Source organism: Eikenella halliae, assembly GCF_001648475.1.
Classification (GTDB): Bacteria; Pseudomonadota; Gammaproteobacteria; order Burkholderiales; family Neisseriaceae; genus Eikenella; species Eikenella halliae.
Genome location: NZ_LXSQ01000012.1, coordinates 74,932 through 95,664, shown reverse-complemented (window position 1 = coordinate 95,664; position 20,733 = coordinate 74,932). Strand labels below are relative to the sequence as shown.

Annotated in this window: 20 protein-coding genes; 14 read left to right on the top strand and 6 right to left on the bottom strand. The window is 59.1% G+C overall.

The window, feature by feature from the left end; all coding sequences use genetic code 11:
* The first annotated feature begins 132 nt into the window (after positions 1 to 132).
* The 5 genes from A7Q00_RS04590 to A7Q00_RS04570 all read left to right on the top strand — a co-directional run bounded on the left by A7Q00_RS04590 (position 133) and on the right by A7Q00_RS04570 (position 3,915).
* Positions 133 to 966: a hypothetical protein gene (locus A7Q00_RS04590; protein WP_064089447.1), complete on the top strand. Its 834-nt coding sequence runs from the start codon at positions 133 to 135 to the stop codon at positions 964 to 966.
* Positions 967 to 1,070: 104 nt separating this feature from the next.
* Positions 1,071 to 1,598 (top strand): rRNA maturation RNase YbeY, encoded by a 528-nt coding sequence (gene ybeY / locus A7Q00_RS04585; protein ID WP_064089446.1) that lies wholly within the window; start codon positions 1,071 to 1,073, stop codon positions 1,596 to 1,598.
* A 1-nt stretch (position 1,599) separates the two neighbouring features.
* Positions 1,600 to 2,433, top strand: a complete 834-nt coding sequence (locus A7Q00_RS04580; RefSeq protein ID WP_023887464.1) for a CorC family transporter — start codon at positions 1,600 to 1,602, stop codon at positions 2,431 to 2,433.
* An 82-nt stretch (positions 2,434 to 2,515) separates the two neighbouring features.
* On the top strand, positions 2,516 to 2,815 hold the full coding sequence (locus A7Q00_RS04575; RefSeq protein ID WP_064089445.1) for a DUF6968 family protein: 300 nt from the start codon (positions 2,516 to 2,518) through the stop codon (positions 2,813 to 2,815).
* Positions 2,816 to 3,048: 233 nt separating this feature from the next.
* A complete protein-coding gene (locus tag A7Q00_RS04570; RefSeq protein WP_064089444.1) occupies positions 3,049 to 3,915 on the top strand; it encodes a DUF808 domain-containing protein in 867 nt (288 codons plus the stop codon).
* A 322-nt stretch (positions 3,916 to 4,237) separates the two neighbouring features.
* On the opposite strand, the gene putA is transcribed toward A7Q00_RS04570, so the two are convergent.
* Positions 4,238 to 7,837, bottom strand: coding sequence for a bifunctional proline dehydrogenase/L-glutamate gamma-semialdehyde dehydrogenase PutA (gene putA, locus A7Q00_RS04565; protein WP_064089443.1), 3,600 nt, complete (start codon positions 7,835 to 7,837; stop codon positions 4,238 to 4,240).
* 272 nt (positions 7,838 to 8,109) lie between these two features.
* On the bottom strand, positions 8,110 to 9,627 hold the full coding sequence (gene putP / locus A7Q00_RS04560; RefSeq protein ID WP_064089442.1) for a sodium/proline symporter PutP: 1,518 nt from the start codon (positions 9,625 to 9,627) through the stop codon (positions 8,110 to 8,112).
* 652 nt (positions 9,628 to 10,279) lie between these two features.
* On the opposite strand from putP, the gene A7Q00_RS04550 reads away from it, so the two are divergent.
* The 9 genes from A7Q00_RS04550 (at position 10,280) to A7Q00_RS04510 (ending at position 16,765) form a co-directional block, all read left to right on the top strand.
* Positions 10,280 to 10,828, top strand: a complete 549-nt coding sequence (locus tag A7Q00_RS04550; protein ID WP_064089440.1) for a KdsC family phosphatase — start codon at positions 10,280 to 10,282, stop codon at positions 10,826 to 10,828.
* Positions 10,825 to 11,406 carry an LPS export ABC transporter periplasmic protein LptC gene (gene lptC, locus A7Q00_RS04545; protein WP_064089439.1) on the top strand — a complete coding sequence of 194 codons (582 nt, stop codon included), beginning with the start codon at positions 10,825 to 10,827 and terminating at the stop codon, positions 11,404 to 11,406. Before A7Q00_RS04550 ends, lptC begins: the two co-directional genes overlap by 4 nt.
* Positions 11,384 to 11,899: a lipopolysaccharide transport periplasmic protein LptA gene (lptA, locus tag A7Q00_RS04540; protein ID WP_245637525.1), complete on the top strand. Its 516-nt coding sequence runs from the start codon at positions 11,384 to 11,386 to the stop codon at positions 11,897 to 11,899. Before lptC ends, lptA begins: the two co-directional genes overlap by 23 nt.
* A gap of 10 nt (positions 11,900 to 11,909) precedes the next feature.
* The gene (locus A7Q00_RS04535; RefSeq protein WP_064089438.1) at positions 11,910 to 12,290 is read left to right on the top strand and encodes an MmcQ/YjbR family DNA-binding protein; all 381 of its coding nucleotides are present in this window, start codon (positions 11,910 to 11,912) and stop codon (positions 12,288 to 12,290) included.
* Positions 12,291 to 12,446: 156 nt separating this feature from the next.
* Positions 12,447 to 12,800, top strand: a complete 354-nt coding sequence (locus tag A7Q00_RS04530) for a protease inhibitor I9 family protein (protein ID WP_082887744.1) — start codon at positions 12,447 to 12,449, stop codon at positions 12,798 to 12,800.
* An 80-nt stretch (positions 12,801 to 12,880) separates the two neighbouring features.
* On the top strand, positions 12,881 to 13,615 hold the full coding sequence (lptB, locus tag A7Q00_RS04525) for an LPS export ABC transporter ATP-binding protein (RefSeq protein ID WP_064089437.1): 735 nt from the start codon (positions 12,881 to 12,883) through the stop codon (positions 13,613 to 13,615).
* A gap of 18 nt (positions 13,616 to 13,633) precedes the next feature.
* Complete coding sequence (gene rpoN / locus A7Q00_RS04520) at positions 13,634 to 15,004, top strand: RNA polymerase factor sigma-54 (RefSeq protein ID WP_064089436.1); 1,371 nt, start codon at positions 13,634 to 13,636, stop codon at positions 15,002 to 15,004.
* Between the two features lie 43 nt (positions 15,005 to 15,047).
* Positions 15,048 to 15,368 carry a ribosome hibernation-promoting factor, HPF/YfiA family gene (hpf, locus tag A7Q00_RS04515; RefSeq protein ID WP_064089435.1) on the top strand — a complete coding sequence of 107 codons (321 nt, stop codon included), beginning with the start codon at positions 15,048 to 15,050 and terminating at the stop codon, positions 15,366 to 15,368.
* Positions 15,369 to 15,583: 215 nt separating this feature from the next.
* Positions 15,584 to 16,765, top strand: coding sequence for a phosphoglycerate kinase (locus A7Q00_RS04510; protein WP_064089434.1), 1,182 nt, complete (start codon positions 15,584 to 15,586; stop codon positions 16,763 to 16,765).
* Between the two features lie 402 nt (positions 16,766 to 17,167).
* Here the strand turns inward: A7Q00_RS04510 and A7Q00_RS04505 are convergent, their stop codons facing one another.
* The 4 genes from A7Q00_RS04505 to A7Q00_RS04490 form a co-directional block, all read right to left on the bottom strand.
* The gene (locus A7Q00_RS04505) at positions 17,168 to 17,485 is read right to left on the bottom strand and encodes a hypothetical protein (protein WP_064089433.1); all 318 of its coding nucleotides are present in this window, start codon (positions 17,483 to 17,485) and stop codon (positions 17,168 to 17,170) included.
* 445 nt (positions 17,486 to 17,930) lie between these two features.
* Entirely contained in the window at positions 17,931 to 18,725 is a 795-nt protein-coding gene (locus A7Q00_RS04500; RefSeq protein WP_064089432.1) for a 3'-5' exonuclease, read from the bottom strand.
* A gap of 297 nt (positions 18,726 to 19,022) precedes the next feature.
* Positions 19,023 to 19,916: a cysteine ABC transporter substrate-binding protein gene (locus A7Q00_RS04495; RefSeq protein ID WP_064089431.1), complete on the bottom strand. Its 894-nt coding sequence runs from the start codon at positions 19,914 to 19,916 to the stop codon at positions 19,023 to 19,025.
* A 79-nt stretch (positions 19,917 to 19,995) separates the two neighbouring features.
* Positions 19,996 to 20,733 carry an amino acid ABC transporter ATP-binding protein gene (locus tag A7Q00_RS04490; RefSeq protein WP_003824615.1) on the bottom strand — a complete coding sequence of 246 codons (738 nt, stop codon included), beginning with the start codon at positions 20,731 to 20,733 and terminating at the stop codon, positions 19,996 to 19,998.

Genomic DNA, 20,733 nt, shown 5'->3' with positions numbered 1-20,733 from the left:
TGGTTTTCAGGTAGCCCGGAGCGAGAGAGATGGCTAGCGGTAAGCCTTTTCTGCTTTCAGGTAGCCTTGCCAATTTGGCAAACCGTATAGGCTTCTTTTATAGTGCCGTTTATTTCTCGAGGAGAGCCTTTTATGCATATTCTGCCTTTTTCCATGCCGGTTAAGCCCTTCCAAATGCGTGGCATCGGGCCGCATCGGCCGATTATGATGGCTTTGGTGGCGCTGTTGTTGATGCTGCCGGTGGGCGCGATATTTGTTGCGTGGCAGAGTCATGTTGCCGCCGAAATTTATCAAGACTACCAAATCGGCCAACATGCCGTGCCGGTAAACGCGCGGATCGATGGTGAATGCACCACTCGCAAATCCATCTTCACCAGCTGCAAAACTACCATCACATACCGCGGTTACACAGTGAAAAAATCCTTTAGCTTTTTCAGTACTGGCGGCGATATTTACGCCCGTGCGCTGGCCGACGCCAACGATCCCTCGCGCCTGACGCTGGATGTGGCGGTGGAAAAAGTGGTTAACCGCAGCATGGGTGTGTTGTTGTTTGGCGGGCTGGGGCTGTTGATGATTGGCGCCGCGTTTTATGTCGCGCTGGTGCGTGTGCCGCGCTACCGCCGGATTTTGGCCGCCATCAACCGCCCCGAAGCCCAGCCTTGGCAGCTGGCCGCCGTGCCCTGCCTGAGTACCGGCAATGCGGGTAAAGACGCGGTATATCAAGCCGAAATCGACGGCAAAACCCGCAAAATCAGCCTCAGCTTCGGCAAACAGGAAAACCGTGCTTGGACGTTTCAAACCCCCGGCGGGCAGCACTACCTGCTGGCTTTCGTGCCTAATGGCGGCGGCGTGCCGGTGGCGCTGGATAGAAAGCTGCTGGCAGTGGCAGGCTTGAACAAGGAAGAGAAAAGCAAGCTGGCTGCCGAATTGAAGCGGGCGGCGGCAGCGGCAAAGGCAGAATGCTAGCGTGCGGTTTGGCATAAAATAGAGGCTACCTGAAAACGCATTTCCGGGTTTTCAGGTAGCCTTTCCCGCTATAATAGCGCCCGTTTTTCGATTCCAATCAAACCATGAAAACCGCCAAACGTTATCCCTTTCCCGATCTGTTGCGCCAACGCCTGCAACTGTATTTTGCCGACCAAGCCCGGCTGCCCGGCTGCCCGGGCGAGGCGCAATTCCGCCGCTGGGCCTGGCAGGCCGTGAAATCGCAGTACCGCCGTGCCGAAATCGGCCTGCTGCTGCTCGATGAAGAAACCGCCCGCGCCTACAACCGCGACTACCGTCAAAAAGACTACGCCACCAATGTGCTCAGCTTTGCGCTGGATGAAGGCGAGCAGGCCGCTTTGGCCGGGCTTTCAGGTAGCCTGCCCGTTTTGCGCGGCGACCTGGTTATCTGCCCGCAAGTGGTGGCGCGCGAGGCTGCCGAACAAGGCAAAACCTTAGAAGCACACTTCGCCCACCTCACCTTGCACGGCGTGCTGCACCTGATGGGGTACGACCACATCGAGCCCGATGAAGCCGAAGCCATGGAAGCACTTGAAATCCGCCTGATGAATCAGTTAGGATACCCCAACCCCTACGCACAGGATGCAGACTGAAATGGACGACCACCCGGCCAAGCCCGGATTTTTTGAACGGCTGTTCGGCCGCCTCGCCGGCGACAGCCCCGATTCCCCCGAAGACATACTCGCCCTGCTGCGCCAAGCGCGCGAACAGAAAATCTTCGATGAAGACACCCAGCAATGGCTGGAAAAAATCATCGATTTCCGCGGGCTGGAAGTGCGCGACGCCATGATCAGCCGCGCCCAAATGGACGTGGTGAAGGCCGGCGACAGCATCAGCCGCATCATCGCCTATGTGGTGGGCACCACCCATTCCCGCTTCCCCGTGATTGCCGACGACAAAGACAACGTGCTCGGCATCCTGCACGCCAAAGACCTGCTCAAATACACCCTCAATCCCGAACAGTTCAAGCTTGAAAACGTGCTGCGCCCGGCCGTGTTCGTGCCCGAAGGCAAGCCGTTGAACGTGTTGCTTAAAGAGTTTCGCGATATGCACAACCACCTGGCCGTGGTGGTGGACGAATACGGCAGCATCAGCGGCCTGGTCACGCTGGAAGACGTAATCGAGCAGATTTTGGGCGACATCGAAGACGAGTTCGACGAAGACGACAGCGCGGACAACATCTTCGCCGTTTCCCCCGACCGCTGGCGCATCAACGCCGTTACCGAAATCGAAGACGTGAACGAATTCTTCGGCACGGACTACAGCGACGAAGAAGTGAACACCATCGGCGGGCTGGTGATTAAAGAGCTCGGCCATCTGCCCGTGCGCGGCGAAAAAGCCGTTATCGGCCCCCTGCAATTCACCGTGGCCCGCGCCGACAACCGCCGCTTGCACACGCTGATGGCGGTGAAAGCCAAGCCCGAATAAGCCCACATGATAAAGGCTACCTGAAACCGGATTTCCATTTTTCAGGTAGCCTTTCGTTCCAACCTGCCCGCATGGTGAATGTATGCATAGAATCATAGGATACAGAGAATTACGTACAGGAAACGGCGAAGCTGTTGAGATTGCCTTGTATCAGCCCTTTTTTTCCGACGAATACAAGGCATATATTTGCCCATATAAAATAAGCAAACAGGATTATTTGGATGAAGGCAGGGTAATCGGTGAAGATATGCTGCAAGCCATTTATTTAGCCATGATTAAGCTCGGCGTTATCCTGTCTCACACAGATTATTGGAAAAAGGAAAATTTATCTTGGTATGGGGACAAAAATCTTGGGTTTCCCTTACCTGATCATTTAAACTAACGAATAGCAACTGCATTTTTAACCCCGTCGGGCAAAAATTAAGCACGGGGTAGAGCGGCAAGCCGCAGGCAGTACGGCAAGGTGAGCCGACGCCGTATGAGGAAATAAGCACTTTGGCTATAATGCCGCCGTATTCCAGCCCAACACACCCAAAAACAACAGCATCACGATTTTCAGGTAGCCTTCCGCCATGTCCAAAAGGCTACCTGAAATTTATATCACAAGGATTCAAAATGGTTTTCTCCTCCCTCCTCACCCTGCTCGACGACATCGCCTCCGTGCTCGACGACGTGGCCTTGATGACCAAAGTGGCCGCTAAAAAAACCGCCGGCGTAGTGGGCGACGATTTGGCGCTCAATGCCAACCAGGTAACCGGCGTGCGCGCCGACCGCGAGCTGCCCATCGTGTGGGCGGTGGCCAAAGGCTCGCTGGTGAACAAGCTGATTCTGATTCCCGCCGCCCTGCTGCTTTCCGTGTTCGCGCCCGCGCTGATTACGCCGCTTTTAATGTTCGGCGGCGGCTATTTGTGTTTCGAAGGCGTGGAAAAACTGCTGCACAAGCTGATGCACCGCCGCGACGGCAGCGCCCATAGCGTGCCCGACGAATTGATCGACGAAAACGCCAAAATCAAAGGCGCCATCCGCACCGATTTCATCCTCTCCGCCGAAATCGTCATCATCGCCCTGGGCGTGGTGGCCGGCTCTTCGCTCACCACCCAAATCGTCAGCCTGATCTTGGTCGGCATCGGGCTCACCATATTTGTGTACGGCATCGTGGCGGTGATTGTGAAGGCCGACGATTTCGGCCTCGCCCTGATGCGCCGCCCGGCCGCCGCCGCCGCCGGCAAAGCCATTATTTTGTTTATGCCGTGGTTTATGCGCGGCGTCAGCATCATCGGCACGCTGGCCATGTTCCTCGTGGGCGGCGGCATCTTCGCCCACAACTGGGGCGCGCTGCACCATTGGCTGCACGAACACCACTGGGACGGCGGCCTCGCCGGTATGCTCGCTTCCCTGCTCATCGGCCTCACCGTGGGCGCGGTTGCCTGCGCGGTGGTGTTGCCGCTGATGAAGCTGTGGGAAAACCGGCGGCAGGATTGAGTTGGCGCATAACGCAACGAAAGGCTACCTGAAAACGCAGCTTCCACGCAGTTAAAACGCGGCACAGCACAGTTTCTGCGAAGCTAAAAGGTTCAGGTAGCCTTTTTCTTATCTATACAACAGGCCGGATACTTAACATCGGGCAAAGCATTCGATATTCTCAATACAGTGAATGCAAACAAGAATGCTACTGCATTGGTTTGCCCGGCCGTTCCAGCGCTACTGTCTGCGGCTTGCCGCCTTGCCCCATTCCCATTTGAACAATAATAAAGGCTACCTGAAACTTTTCAGGTAGCCTTTTCATTGCCTTTATAGCGCTGGTTTAATCGCCTGCGGCCATCAGGTGGGCGTTGCCGCCGGCGGCGGTGGTGTTGATGCTGCAGGAGGTTTCTTCAAATAGCTGCAGCACGTCCACGCCGTTTTGGGCGTTGATGATGCGCACCAGTGCGCCATCGCGGCCGGCCAGTGCCTGTTTGATTTCCACCGGCAATTCTTCCAGGGCAACCACATGGCTGATGTCGGCGGAAGCGGGGGTGGCGGAGGTTTCCAGCAGGTCGGGCGCTTCGCTGGCGTAGGCGGCGAGCGGGTGCTGGCTGTCTACCAGCGCGGTGATGCCGGAACCGGCGAGCTCAATCCAGGCGGCGAAGGCTTGCGGCAGGCTGCCGCCGTAGAGCCATACGCGTTTGGGCGCCTGCCAGCCCAGCACGTTGTGTTCGCCGGTGGGGCCGCGCAACACTTGCTCGGCTTGGCGCAGGGTATGTACGCGGGCGCGGCCGAGGCTGCCGGCTAAGTCCAGCTTCTGCTCTTGGGTGAGCGGCAGGCTTTGCAGCAGGGTTTGCAGGCGGTTGAGCGCGTCTTCGTCGGCCTGGCCGCTGCGGGTGAGCGGGGGCGTGCGCCAGCTGTTGAGGCGGCTGAGGCGTTGCAGGTAGAAGGGGCCGCCGGCTTTGGGGCCGGTGCCGGAGAGGCCGTGGCCGCCGAAGGGCTGCACGCCCACCACGGCGCCGACGATGTTGCGGTTCACATAAAGGTTGCCGGCTTCGATGCGGCGGCGGATGTGTTCCACCGTGCCGTCGATGCGGCTGTGGATGCCGCCGGTGAGGGCGTAGCCTTTGGCGTTGATTTGGTCGATGAGCTGGTCGAGCTCGTCGGCGCGGTAGCGGATAACGTGCAGGATCGGGCCGAATACTTCGCGCTGCAAGTCGTTTAAATTGTTCAATTCAAACAGGGTGGGCGCGATGAAGGTGGCGTTATCGGCATTTTCAGGTAGCCTGATTTGGTGGCTGGATTTGGCGATGCCTTTCATGCGGTCGATGTGGCTTTGCAGATTGGCCTGCGCTTCGGCGTCGATAACCGGGCCGATGTCGGTGTTCAGTTCGGCGGGGTTGCCCACGCGCAATTCGTTCATCGCGCCGCGAATCATGTTCACCATGCGGTCGGCCACGTCTTCCTGCACGCACAAGATACGCAGGGCGGAGCAGCGCTGGCCGGCGCTGTCGAAGGCGGAGGCGAGTACGTCGGCGCACACTTGCTCGGCCAGTGCGGTGCTGTCCACAATCATGGCATTCTGGCCGCCGGTTTCGGCAATCAGCACGGGCTGGCCGCTGCGGCGGGCGAGCGATTGGTTGATGAGGCGGGCCACTTCGGTGGAGCCGGTGAACACCACGCCGTTGATGCGTTCGTCCTGCGTGAGGGCGGCGCCCACGTCGCCCGCGCCGAGCACGAGCTGCAGCACGTTGCGCGGGATACCGGCTTCGTGCATCAGCTGCACGGCGCGGTAGGCGATCAGGCTGGTTTGTTCGGCGGGTTTGGCCACCACGGTGTTGCCGGCGGCCAATGCGGCCACCACTTCGCCGGTGAAGATGGCCAGCGGGAAGTTCCACGGGCTGATGGTAACGATGGTGCCCACGCCCTGGCTGTTTTCAGGTAGCGTGTGTTCGGCTTCGTCGGCGTAGTAGCGGCAGAAATCCACGGCTTCGCGCACTTCGGCGATGGCGTTGTTCAGCGTTTTGCCGGCTTCGCGCACGGCCAAGGCCATCAGCTCGGGCATGTGCGCTTCCATCAGGTCGGCCAGGCGGCGCAGCATATTGGCACGTTCGGCGGCGGAAACGGCAGCCCAGCTGCTTTCGGCGGCTTTGGCGGCGGCGATGATTTCCGGCACGGCAGAAGCTTCTACGAAAGCGGCGCTGCCCACCACTTCGCTGTGGTCGGCCGGATTGCGCACTTCATGCGCGGCTTGGGTCGGGGCGGCCACGGCCAAAAGCGGCACGGCCTGCACCGGCGCGGCGGCTGCGGCGTTCATGGCGGCCTGCAATTCCTGCAGCGTGTTTTCGTTGCTCAGGTCGAGGCCTTGCGAGTTGAGGCGTTCGCCGCCATACAGATTGCGCGGCAGCGGCAAGCTGTTGTTGGGGTGGATGCCTTGTTCGGCGATGGTGTCGAAGGGGCTGCGGATGAGGGTGTCGATGCTGATGTTTTCATCCACAATCTGGTTGACAAACGAGGTGTTCGCGCCGTTTTCCAGCAGGCGGCGCACCAAGTAGGCCAGCAGGGTTTCATGCGTGCCCACCGGCGCATACACGCGCACGTGCCGCCCCAAGTTCTGCGGGCCGACCACTTGGTCGTACAGGGTTTCGCCCATGCCGTGCAGGCATTGGTGTTCGAACTGTTTGCCTTTGCCCATCTGGTAAATCGCGGCCAGGGTGTAGGCGTTGTGGGTGGCGAATTGCGGGAATACGGCGTCTTGCGCGTCGAGCAGTTTGCGCGCGCAGGCCAGGTAGGAAATGTCGGTGTGGACTTTGCGGGTGTAGGTGGGGTAGCCGTCCAAGCCGTCCACTTGCGCCCATTTGATTTCGCTGTCCCAATACGCGCCTTTCACCAGGCGGATCATCAGCTTCTGATTGTTGCGGCGGGCGAGGTCGATTAAATAGTCGATTACGAAGGGGCAGCGTTTCTGATAAGCCTGCACCACGAAGCCGATGCCGTGGTAGCCGGCCAGGTCGGGGTCGGAAACCAAGGCTTCCATCAAATCGAGCGAGAGTTCGAGGCGGTTGGCTTCTTCGGCGTCGATGTTGATGCCGATGTCGTATTTTTTGCCGAGCAGGAACAATTCTTTCAGGCGCGGCAGCAGCTCGCCCATCACGCGGCCGTGCTGGGCGCGGGAATAGCGCGGGTGGATGGCGGAGAGTTTGACGGAAATGCCGTTGCCTTCATAAATGCCTTTGCCGGCGGCATCTTGGCCGATGGCGTGGATGGCGTTGATGTAGTCTTGATAGTAGCGTTCGGCATCGGCTTCGGTCATGGCGGCTTCGCCGAGCATATCGAAGGAATAGAGATAGCCGAGTTTTTCGCGTTCTTTGCCGTTTTTCAGGGCTTCTTCGATGGTTTGGCCGGTAACGAACTGTTTACCGAGCATGCGCATGGCGTAGTCCACGCCTTTGAGGATGAGCGGCTCGCCGCCTTTGCTCACGATGCGGGTGAGCGCGTTGCCGAGGCTCTGGCCGCTGGGCGGGGCGGCGAGCTTACCGGTTACCAACAAGCCCCAGGCGGCGGCGTTTACAAATAGGGAGGGGCTGTTGCCGAGGTGGCTTTTCCAGTCGCCGCCGGAGATTTTGTCGTGGATGAGTTTGTTGCGGGTGGCTTTGTCAGGAATGCGCAGCAGGGCTTCGGCCAAACACATCAGGGCGATGCCTTCTTCGCTGGAAAGGGAGAACTCGTGCATCAATGCGTCCACCCCGCTGGCGCGGCGCCGCTCTTCGCGCACCTGTTTCACCAGCCGGCGGGCGAGCCGGTCGGCGGCGGTACGCTCGTCCTGGCTCATCTGGGCGCGTTCGAGCATATCCTGCACGGCTTCAACTTCGTCGCGGCGGTAGGCATCGGTAACGGCCTGGCGCAGGTTGGTTTGTTGGGGATGGGCGAATTGGAACATGGTTGGTCTCCGTGGTTGGCGGGGCTGCCCGATGAACCGCTTTTTCAGGTAGCCTCTGTTTCGTTATGAATAGCTGCTTGGTTTGAACGTCGGTAAAACGGCATCATAAACCAAACTGCGGATAATGTGAAAGAATGTTTGGTAGGGGAGGGGGTTGGTTAATCGGTTAAGGGCTACCTGAAAAGGCCGGGGGCGGTTTCAGGTAGCCTTTATTCCTTGATACAGGCTTAAATGAGGCTACCTGAAAATTTTCAGGTAGCCCTTAAACGCCTTTATTTCGCGGCGCGGTAATCCGCATCGGCTTTTTCGAAGCGTTGGCAGATTTCCTCGGAAGGCGCTTTGCCAATCAGCGATACAGCCGCGGCAGTCAGGCCGCAGGCGATGAAGCCGGGGATGATTTCATACAGCGTAGCCATGCCGGCGTTGGCCAGCGCGGGATTCACCACCTGCACCCACAACACCACCACCGCAGCACCGGCAATCATGCCTGCCAACGCGCCGTTGGCGGTCATGCGTTTCCAGAACAGGGAAAGGATGACGATGGGGCCGAATGCCGCACCGAAACCTGCCCAGGCAAATTCCACCAGTTGCAGCACTTTGCTTTCGGGGTCGGCGGCAATCAGGATGGCGATAACGGCCACGGCCAGCACCATGATGCGGCCGATCCACACCAATTCTTTCTGCGGCGCGTTCGGGCGCAGGAAGCCTTTATAGAAGTCTTCGGTGATGGCGCTGGAGCACACCAAAAGCTGGCAAGACAGGGTGGACATCACGGCCGCCAGAATCGCGCTCAAAATCACGCCGGCAATCCACGGGTTGAACAACAGGGTGGACAAAGCAATGAACACGCGCTCGTGGTTGCCCTGCATGGCGGCGGCATCGGCGGGATGCGCGCCGAAGTAGGCAATGCCGAAATAGCCCACGGCCACCGCGCCGCCCAAACACAAAATCATCCAAGTCATGCCGATGCGGCGCGCGCCCACCAGAGATTTCACGCTTTCGGCGGCCATGAAGCGCGCCAGAATGTGCGGCTGGCCGAAATAGCCCAAGCCCCAGGCGGCGGTGGAAATGATGCCGATGAAGGTCGTGCCGTGCAGCAGGCTGCCGTATTCCTTGCCGTTGGCAGCGGCGGCGGTTTGGATGAGGGCGGAAATTTCATCTGCGCCGCCCGCGCCCAAATACACCATCACCGGCGTGAGGATGAGGGCGAAAATCATCAGCGTGGCCTGCACGGTGTCTGTCCAGCTCACCGCCAAAAAGCCGCCGATGAAGGTGTAGGCAATGGTGGCGCCCGCGCCCAGCCACATGGCGCTGGTGTAGCTCATGCCGGTGAACAGGCTTTGGAACAGGCGTGCGCCGGCCACAACGCCGCTGGCGCAGTAAATAGTGAAGAAAAACAGAATGATGAACGCGGAAATCACCTTCATTGCCTGCCCGTGCGCACCGAAGCGGTGGTGGAAATAATCGGGCAGGGTGAGCGCGTTGTTGTTGTATTCGGTGTGCACGCGCAGCCGCCCGGCCACCAAGAGCCAGTTGAGGTACGCGCCGATAATCAGGCCGATGGCAATCCAAGATTTGCTCAGGCCGCTCAAATACACTGCGCCCGGCAGACCCATCAGCAGCCAGCCGGACATATCCGAAGCCCCGGCCGACATGGCGGTAACAAACGGGCCCAGGCTGCGGCCGCCGAGGATGTAGTCGTCGAAATTGCGGGTGGAGAAATAGGCCGCGAGGCCGATTAGCAGGACGGCAACCAGATAGATGCCGAAGGTGATGTACATCGGGTTCATGCTCTGCTCCTTGTTGTTTTCCTTGATTTTCCTAGCCGCCCCGGGGCGGTTTGACGGTGTATTGCTGGGGTATCGCCAAAGCACCTGTTTCTTCATTACCGCGTTGGCTTGCCTTGCCATACTGCCTCCGGCTTGCCGCCGGCATGAAAAAATAAGTGTTTTTGCTATGGCTGCCTGCTGCAAAAACGGACAACCTAGTTTTGCTTATACTGGAAAGCAACAGAATAAGTCAATATGCGTAAAGAAGCTTGCAAATAACCTGCAGAAGTAGAACAAAATAAATGTAACTGAGAATAAAATTAAACAATGTTTTAACGCACTGAACCGATGTTTCGATGAAGCCCGAGCCGGTATTTTGGCGGAATAAAAGCGCAAACTTAAGTGAAGAACACAAGGCCTCAAGCCGATGGCTATCGAAACAGCCCGCGCAGACGGGCTACCGGCCGAACAGGCTACCTGAAAATATATTTTTTCATTCTTATCAGATTGTTATCTTAACCCAAATCCCAAAAAGGCTACCTGAAAACCATTTGAATGTTTTCAGATAGCCTTTTCCTTGCGCTGCCGTGCCAAGCAAAAACCGTGCCGAACGGGTTTGTGCCCGTGCTAGGGCATGTTATCATGGGTCTAATTCGAAATTGAGATTGCCCGCATGAGCCCTATTCTGCCCGAATTGCCCGAATACCTGCGCCGCCGTGCCGCCGAAATCAAACTGCTGATTATGGACGTGGACGGCGTGCTCACCGACGGCCGCATCTTCATCCGCGACAACGGCGAAGAAATCAAGGCCTTCCATACGCTCGACGGGCACGGCATCAAAATGCTGCACCAATGCGGCGTGCAAACCGCCATCATCACCGGCCGCGATGCCCCTTCTGTGGCCGTGCGCGCCAAACAGCTCGGTATCCGGCACTACTTCAAAGGCATCAGCGACAAACGCGCCGCCTACGCTCAATTGCGCGAAGCCGCCGGCGTGGCCGAACACGAATGCGCCTACATCGGCGACGACGTGGTGGATTTGCCCGTGATGGTGCGCTGCGGCCTGCCCGCCGCCGTGCCCGAGGCGCACGAATGGGTGTTGCAGCACGCCGCCTACATCACCCGCCGCCCGGCCGGCGCCGGTGCCGTGCGCGAATTGTGCGAAGTCATCATGCAGGCCAAAGGCTACCTGAAAACCGCTTGGGAGCAATACACAGAATGATTAAACGATTCGGCGGCTGGTGGTTTCCGCTGGTGTTGGCACTCGCGCTCGGCGGCGTGAGCTTCTGGCTCGACCGCATCAGCCAACTCGAAACCGCAGACACCCCGCTCGACCCGCACGAGCCGCAATACCAGATTTTCGGCATCCGGGGCCGCCGCTTCGCCGCCGACGGCAGCCTGACCCAACAGCTCACCGCCACCCGCGCCTGGCAGTTCCCCAACCGCCAAGACGGCTACCTGGCCGAGCCCAACGTGATGTTTTCGCAAGGCGGGCAGATGGTGTACCGCATCAGCGCCGATCAGGCGCACTATATCGGCAGCGAAAACCAAGTGGTGTTCGAGAAAAACGTGGTGTTCGACAAACCCGCCATGAACGGCCAGCCCGCCGGCCGCCTTCAAACTAATAGCCTCACCGTCAACACCCAAACCCAAACCGCACAAACCCAAGATTTGGTGAACTATCAATACGGCGCCTCCCACGGCACCGCCCAAGGCATGACCTACAACCACAAACAAGGATTGCTCAACCTCTCCTCCCGCATTAAGGCCGTGATTTATGACCCCAAACAACAACATTAAACCCGCCCGCGCCCTCCTCCTCGCCGCCCTGCTGCTGCCCGTCGCGGCTTCTGCGCTCACCTCCGACCGCAACCAGCCCATCCAAATCGAAGCCGACCAAGGCTCGCTCGACCAAGGCAACCGCAGCACCGAATTTTCCGGCAACGTGGTTATCCAGCAGGGCACCATGTATATCCGCGCCGCCAAAGTGCGCGTGGTGAAAGCCGCCGATGGCGCGCAAAGCATGACCGCCTCCGGCAGCCCCGTACACTTCGGCCAGCAGCTCGACCGCCAAGGCACCGTGAAAGGCCAGGCCGCCCGCGTGGAATACCAATCCGCCACCGGCATCGTGAAACTCAGCGGCGGCGCCAAGCTCGAACGCGGCGGCGACCGGGCCAGCGGCGACACCATTACCTACAACACCCGCACCGAAGTTTATACCGTGCTGGGCGGCAGCCGCAGCAACGCGAACAAAGGCCGCGTGAGCATCACCATCCAGCCGCAGCAGAAATAAGGAAAGCGGGATGAAGGCCGAAACCCTGTTTGCCGAAATGGCCGAATGCTACCGCGCCGCGCCCGACCATCCCTTTTCCCGCTTCCCCGAATACGCCGTATTCCGCCACGGCGGCAACCGCAAATGGTTTGGCGTGTACCTGCCCGTACCGGCGGAAAAACTCGGGCGCGCCCCCGGCCGCACCGTGCCCCTGCTCAATGTGAAATGCCGCCCCGAACACATCGGCGCCATGCGCGCCCAAACCGGCATCCTGCCCGCCTACCACATGAGCAAAGAACACTGGCTGAGCATCGAATTGGAACAGGCCGACGACGCGCTCATCCGCCAACTGATCGACGACAGCTTCCGCCTCACGCAAGGCAAAGCCAAGATCAGGAAACAGGCTACCTGAAAGCCTGCAATACCGGTTTCAGGTAGCCTCAAGCGGTTTCAGGCAGCCCGCATTTGAGGGGCTACCTGAAAAATAAAACGCTTTTTGCATTGCTGAACAGAATATCCAGCCAGCCCCACGCCGCACAGGCTACCTGAAACCGAAAACCAAGCAACCATGAACATCCGCGCCCTCTTCCTCGTCTGCCTGGCCATGCTGACCGCCTGCACCGCCCCGCAGCCTGCCGCCACCGCCGCGCCAAGTGCACTCAGTGCCCAGCCGGAACAGGCAGCTAACCGGGTGCTGATTGTGTTATACGACCCTGCCGTCGGCGCGGAGCCGCTGCTTCAGGCCGTACGCGAAATGCAGGCCGAGCTGGTGTACCGTTATACAAACATCAACGGCATCGCCGCTCGCATCCCGCCGCAGCAAGATATGGCACAGGCCATCCGTAGCCTGGAGCGCGTGCCGGGCGTGTTGCAGGTGCAGCGAGACCAAATAATGCAGCTGCAAAACCCTGCCACACATTGAAACCGCATATGGCAACCCTATTTTTCAGGTAACCCCAGAGCTGCCTCCGATACCCAACAAACACAAGGGAAAACCAAACCATGACCACACCGCACAGCCGCCTCAGCGTTAAACAGCTGCGCAAAAGTTTCAAACAGCGCCAAGTGGTGCAGGATTTCTCGCTCGATATCGAAAGCGGCGAAGTAGTCGGCCTGCTCGGCCCCAACGGCGCGGGCAAAACCACCAGCTTTTATATGATTGTCGGCCTGGTGGCCGCCGACCACGGCACCATCCGGCTGGACGGTCACGAGCTGCGCCACATGACCGTGTATCAGCGCGCCCGCCTAGGCCTGGGCTACCTGCCGCAGGAAGCCTCGATTTTCCGCAAGATGACGGTGGAGGAAAACATCCGCGCCATCCTGCAATTGCACGAAACCGACCGCGACGCCATCGAAGCGCACCTCAACGACCTGCTGGCCGACCTCAACATCACCCACCTGCGGCAAAGCCCCGCCCCCGCCCTCTCCGGCGGCGAACGGCGCCGGGTGGAAATCGCCCGCGTGCTGGCCATGAGCCCGCGTTTCATCCTGTTGGACGAGCCCTTCGCCGGCGTCGACCCGATTGCCGTTATCGACATTCAAAACATCATCAACTTCCTCAAACAGCGCGGCATCGGCGTGCTGATTACCGACCACAACGTGCGCGAAACCCTGCGCATCTGCGACCGGGCCTATATCATCAACAACGGCGCCGTGCTGGCCAGCGGCCGCCCCGAAGAATTGGTGGGCAACGAAGAAGTCCGCGCCGTGTATTTGGGCGAAAACTTCGATTACTAAGGTTTCAGGTAGCCTCAAATGACCCAGCAATCCGTCAAACTCAAACTGCGCCAAACCCAGCAGCTTAATCAGAAGCAGCAGCAATCATTGCGCATTTTGCATATGTCGTCGCTGGAATTGGCCGAAGAAGTGGAAAACTGGCTGGCCGACAACCCTCTGCTTGAACGGCCGGAACACGACCCGGCCGACAGCAGCGAGCCCGAACCCCATTATTCCGCCGCCCTGCCCGTTACCCGCAAAACCAACAGCATGGAAGAGAGCGACGTGTGGGAAACCGTGGCCGACGAAGCCGATTTCCGCCGCATGCTGCACGAACAGGTGTGCGAACACCCGCTAGACGAAGACCAAGCCGCCCGCGTGCATTTGCTGATTGATTATCTCGATGACCAAGGCTACCTGAACGACAGCCTCACCGACATCGTGGAAAACTCCCCGCTCGAATGGATGCTTGATGAAGACGACATGGCCGAAGCCCTGCGCCACCTGCAACAGTTCGACCCCCCCGGCGTGGGCGCGCGCGATTTGGGCGAATCATTACTGCTCCAGCTGTCGCGGCGGCAGCCGGACGACACCGTATTCTGCGCCGTGCAGCTGGTGAAACACTTCCTGCCCGACATCGCCAAAAGCAGCCTGCCGCAGCAAGTGCGCAAAAAATTCCCCCAATACAGCGCCGCCACCATCGAAGCCGCTCAAGCCCTCGTCGCCTCCCTCAACCCCTTCCCCGCCTACGGCCTTTCCGGCTCCGGCCACACCGAATACGTCGATCCCGACGTGTGGATCCGCCCCGACCCCGAAACCGGCGAATGGACGGTGGGCATGTACCGCCAGGCCTGGCCGCAAGTGCAGCTCAATCAGGAATATTCCGACCTGCTCGCCGAATACGGCAGCGAAGCGCCGGAGTTGAAACAAAAGCTCAATGAAGCTAAAGTATTGCTAAGCTCGCTGGAGCAGCGCAAAAGCACCGTGTTGCGGCTGGCCGAAACCATTTTGGAGCGTCAGGCCGACTTCTTCTCCTTCGGCGCTATTGGCCTTGTGCCGCTCACCATTAAAGAAACCGCCGCCAACCTCGGCCTGGCCGAGAGCACCGTGTCCCGCGCCGTGAACCAAAAATATTTGGCTTGCCCGCAAGGCGTATTTCCGCTACGCTATTTTTTCAGCCAGGCAGCCGCCTACAGCAACGAAGAAGACGGCGACGGCATCAGCGCCAACGCCGTGAAAGCCCTGATCGAAAGCCTGATTGCCGGTGAAGACAAACGCAAACCGCTCTCCGACCAAGCCATGTCCGAGCGGCTCGCCCTGCAAGGCATCGTACTCGCCAGGCGCACCGTGGCCAAATATCGCGAAGAACTCAATTTCCCGCCTGCGCACCAACGCAAGCAGAAAGCCTAGCTTGCCGCCGCGCGCAGCCAACCCACCTGAAAAGGAGTGAGCCATGAACCTGAAAATCAACGGAATCAACATCGAGATTACCCAAGCCCTGAACGACTACATCAGCGGCAAACTCGAACGCATCGTCCGCCACAGCGACAACGTGATTTCCGCCACCGTCACCCTGTCGGTGGACAAACTGGTGCAGAAAGCAGAAGTGGATTGGCATATGGCCGGCAAAGACCTGCACCTCGACCAAACCGATAAAGACATGTACGCCGCCATCGACCTTTTGGTGGACAAACTCGACCGCGCCGTACTCAAACACAAAGAGAAAAAACAACAGCACCGCGCCGAACCCAGCGGCAAGCTGAACATCGAATAAACTTTGAACCGCCCGGTCGGGCATAGAGAAAGCAGGCTGAAAAGCCTGCTTTTTTACTAGAACGGGAGGATTGGAAAAGGCTACCTGAAAACCAAACTACCCCATTCCACCCGTTTGCGCCGCCCAACCGTTTATAAGATAATGGCGGCGTTTTGCGCGGCTGGCACAGCCGCCCGATTTTTCCAACCAAATAACTGAAACCAAAAGAGATAACCATGTCCTTCCTCAAGCTCACCGAACAAAACGTGCGCGGCAAAACCGTGCTGATCCGTGCCGACCTGAACGTGCCGATTAAAGACGGCAAAATCGGCGACGACACCCGCATCCGCGCTTCGCTCGCCTCCGTGCGCCACTGCCTGGAAAACGGCGCGGCCGTTATCCTGATGAGCCACCTCGGCCGCCCCACCGAAGGCGAGTTCAAGCCCGAAGACGACCTCGCGCCCGTGGCCGCACATTTGGGCAGCCTGCTCGGCCTTACCGTGCCTGTGAGCAGCGATTGGCGGCAAAATCCGCCGTGCCCGCAGCCCGGCGAAGTGGTGATGCTGCAAAACGTGCGCGTGAACAAAGGCGAGAAGAAAAACAACGCCGAGCTCGGCCAAGCCTATGCCGCGCTGTGCGATATTTATGTGAACGACGCCTTCGGCACCGCACACCGCGCCGAAGCCTCGCTGGTGGCCGTGGCCGAAGCCGCGCCCGTTGCCTGCGCCGGCATTTTGCTGGCCGCCGAATTGGACGCGCTGGGCAAGGCGCTGAAAAACCCCGCCCGCCCGCTGGTGGCGATTGTGGCCGGCAGCAAAGTGTCCACCAAACTCACCATCCTCAACAGCCTGGCCGATAAAGTGGACCAGCTGATCGTGGGCGGCGGCATCGCCAACACCTTCCTGCTTGCCGCCGGGCAGCCCATCGGCAACTCCTTGGCCGAAGCCGACCTAGCCGCCGAAGCCCGCGCCGTGGCCGAAAAAATGGCGGCCAAAGGCGGCGCCGTGCCGCTGCCGCAAGACGTGGTGTGCGCCAAAGCCTTTGCCGCCGATGCCGCAGCCGAAACCAAAGCCGTGGCCGAGGTGGCCGCAGACGACATGATTCTCGACATCGGCCCGCAATCCGCCGCCTCGCTTGCCGCCCTGCTGCGCGAAGCCGGCACGATTGTGTGGAACGGCCCGGTGGGCGTGTTTGAGTTTGACCGTTTCGCCGAAGGCACGCGCGTGATGGCCGAAGCCATCGCCGAAAGCCGCGCCTTCTCCATCGCCGGCGGCGGCGACACCCTGGCCGCCATCGCCAAATTCGGCATCGCCGATAAAATCAGCTACATCTCCACCGGCGGCGGCGCGTTCTTGGAATTCCTGGAAGGCAAACAGCTGCCCGGCGTGGCCGTGCTGGAAAAACGCGCGGCGGGCTGATGCCGGTTTGAATACCTAGGAACAGGCTACCTGAAAACGGATCGAACCGATTTTCAGGTAGCCTTTTGTCTGGCTGTTTCCGGCTAAATAGCCGATGTATAGTGAATTATAGTGAATTAACAAAAATCAGGACAAGGCGACGAGCCGCAGACAGTACAGATAGTACGGCAAGGCGAGCCAACGCTGTACTGGTTTAAATTTAATTCACTATAACAAAAAACGCTTCGGCGTTGGCCAACCTTGCCCTATTCTTATTTTAATCCGCGATCCTACCGGGAAGGCTACCTGAAAAATCAAACAGCGGCGGCATCGAACGGGTAGCGGGCTGCCCACCCTTGTTTATGGGCATTTTCCCCAAGCCATCCCTGCTTTCAGGTAGCTTCCTTGCGGTATGGCAACCTTTCAGCGTCTGCGCCGTTTGCCTTGTTTCGGCGACTGCGCAGGCGGGTGCGACCGAAAGCACAATCGGCCGACAACATGCCAGATGCCGATTAGGGGCAAGGCGCACAGCATGGCGGCCATGGGGGCGAGCAGCCAGGCATACCAAACCAGCGTGCCGAAATGCCGCTGAGCCAGGGCGAGAAACAGCAGCGTGAACAGGCCGATGAGGCCGACAGCGAGTTTCGGATACCGTTTGAACGCGCTTTCCAGCACCCATTCAAGCAGAGCCTCGATGGGGAGGAAAACCAGGCGGAGCAGGAGTTCGAAGAGGAAGTCCATATTGCGGGGATGAGATGTGGCCGCCCCCGATAAGCAGGGGGAAGGCGGCATGGGAGCGGAAGTGGTTTTACGCGAAACCGGCCGCATCAAGGCTAGCTGAAATTGCAGCGGGCAGGCGGCGAGCGTAATCCGGTGTTTGCAGGCGCTACCGGCGTGCGGCGGCTAAATCGGGATACTCAGGTTTGTATAGTGGATTAAAAAAATCAGGACAAAGCGGTGAGCCGCCGACAGTACACACGTTACGGCAAGGCGAGCCAACGCTGTACTGGTTTTTGTTAATTCACTATAGCCTTATCCGGCAGCGGATGATAGCGGGTTAAATCGCTATGCTGCCGCGTTGGCCCGCCTCGATGTACTCTCTGTATGCCCTGCTACCCGCCGACTGGCACATTGATTTTAATCCACTATAAAGGCTACCTGAAATTTCAGGTAGCCTTTCGGCATTTCAGCGCCATGCGGCCAGGAATTCCTGCCAGTGCACTTTGTCTTCCTGGGTTTTCAGGTAGCCTTTGAGCCGGCGGATTTCCATTTCGTATTCGTCGGCATCGGCCGCGCCGCTCATCAGGCGGAAGCGTTGGAACATGAGGTAGGTGTTGGCGGCGTCGGTTTCGCAGTAGTCGCGGATTTCGCGCAGGCGGCCTTCGTGGAAGGCCTGCCACACTTTGCTGCCGTCCATGCCCAGCTTGCCGGGGAAGCCGCACAGCTTGGCCATGTCGTCTAAGGGCACGCTGGCGCGGGGCTGGTAGAGGGCGAGCAGGTCCATCAGGTCGCAATGGCGGTTGTGGTAGCGGTTGATGTAGTTGTTCCACTTGAAGTCGCGGCTGTCGCCAAAATCGCCCTCGCCGGTGTCCCAATAGCGGGCGGCGGAGAGGCCGTGAATCAGGGCGCGGTAGTGCAGCACGGGCAGGTCGAAGCCGCCGCCGTTCCAGCTCACCAGCTGCGGGGTGTGGTTTTCGATCAGCTCGAAAAATTTGGCGATGATGGTTTCTTCGCTGTCGCCGATTTCGCCGATGGTGCCGACGTGGATTTTGTCGCTACCCCAGCGCATGCAGCAGGAAATGGCCACCACCTGCTGCAAATGATAGGGCATGAAATCGCTGCCGTTGTGCGTGGCGCGGCGCTGCTGCTGCGCCCAAGCCACCACGTCGGCAGCGGGCGTGTCGGCGGGTAGGCCGTGCAGTAGGCGGATGCCGTTGGCATCGGGAACGGTTTCGATATCGAAGGCGAGAATGGGGGGCATGATGGGCGGCTTGAGGATGGGAACGGCATGGATTGTGGCACGAAGCGGGGGTTTCGCCAAGGCCGGTTAGGGGTTTCAGGCGGCCTCTTGGCATTTTGTATAGTGAATTAACAAAAACCAGTACAGCGTTGCCTCGCCTTGCCGTACTATCTGTACTGTCTGCGGCTCGTCGCCTTGTCCTGATTTTTGTTAATTCACTATACAGGATTTAGGCTACCTGAAAGCCGGTTTGCGTATCAAACAAAAGGCTACCTGAATATTCAGGTAGCCTTTCTTCAATCGGATTGCCGAACCGTTTTATTTGGTCAGGATTTCCGCTTCTTTGTCGCCATATACCGGGCGCAGGGTTTTTTCGTAGGCGGCGTGCATGCGGCCGTCTTGTTTCATGGCGGCGATTTCCTGGTTCACCCAGTTGAGCAGGGATTGGTCGCCTTTGCGCACGGCGGGGGCGATGTGTTCGGCCGGGCCGATGTTGCCGATGGCTACTTCAAAGTTGGGGTTTTCTTTAGCCCATGCCCACAGCAGCGCGTTGTCGTGCGCCAATGCCACGCCGCGGCCGTCTTTCAGCGCATCGAAGGTTTCGGTGTTTTGGTCGAATTTCAACAGGTTGATGTTGGGTTGGTTTTTGGTGAAGTAGGCATCGGCGGTGGTGCCTTTGTTCACCAACAGGGTTTTACCTTCCAGCTGGGAAAGGTCGGTAATCGGCGCGCCTTTGGGGGAAACCACGCCCAAGGCCACGTTCATATAGGGGCTGGCGAAATCCACCACTTCGGCGCGTTCGGGCGTTTGGGTGAAGTTGGCGAGGATTAAATCCACTTTGCCGGAGCGCACGTATTCCACGCGGTTGGCGGCTTCGGTGAGCACGAATTCCACTTTGTCGGGGCTGCCGAGCAGGTCGTTGGCCAGATATTTGGCGATTTCTACGTCGAAGCCTTGGCTTTTGCCGTTGGCGTCCACATAGCCGAAGGGGGGCTTGTCGCCGAACACGCCGATGCGGATTACGCCGCGCTCTTTGATTTTGGCCAGTGCGTCATCGCTGGCGGCGGCGGAAGCGGCGGAGGCGTTGGCTGCGTTGCTGCCGGAAGCGGGCTGCTCGCTGCTGCCCTGCGAGCCGCCGCCACCGCAGGCGGCCAGGCCGAAGCCGAGCACGACGGTGGCCAATAGGGTTTTGAAAGATTGGTGTAACTGCATGATGTTTCCTTTTCTGTTAGAGGTAGGGTGAAACCGCCGTAAAGGCTACCTGAAAATACGGCAGTGTTTTTAAACCAGGTTAAATCGAATAGTCCATGCCGCTGAGGAACTGCTGGGCGCGGCCGCTTTCGGGTTTGGTGAAGAATTTGTCGGGCGTGCTCTCCTCGATGATGTGCCCTTGATCCATAAAGATAATCCGGTCGGCCACTTTGGCGGCGAATTCCATTTCGTGGGTAACAATGAGCATACTCATGCCCTCGCGCGCCAGCTCCAGCACCACATCCAGCACCTCGCGCACCATTTCCGGGTCGAGCGCGGCGGTGATTTCGTCCAGCAGGATCACTTCCGGGTTCATGCACAGCGCGCGCACGATGGCGATGCGCTGCTTCTGCCCGCCGGAAAGCTCGCGCGGGAAGGCGGTTTTGCGGTTGAGCAAGCCCACACGAGCCAGCAGCTTGTCGGCCTGCGCCTCCACTTCTTCGCGGCGGCGGCCCTGTGCCTTCAGCGGGCCGAGCAGGATGTTGTCGATCACGTTCATGTGGGCAAACAATTCATAGCTCTGAAACACCATGCCCACTTTCTGGCGGGCGGTTTCCCACGGCACGTCTTTGCCGAATTCGCCCACACCTTCCATTTCAATGCTGCCACCCTGGTGCGGCTCCAAGCCGTTGATGCAGCGCAGCAGGGAGCTTTTGCCGCTGCCCGACGGGCCCAAAATCACCACCACTTCGCCCTTCTCCAGGCTCAAATCCAAATCCTGCAGCACCACTGTGTCGCCGTAGCCCTTGCGCAGGTGGCGCACATTCAGCAAAGCCAT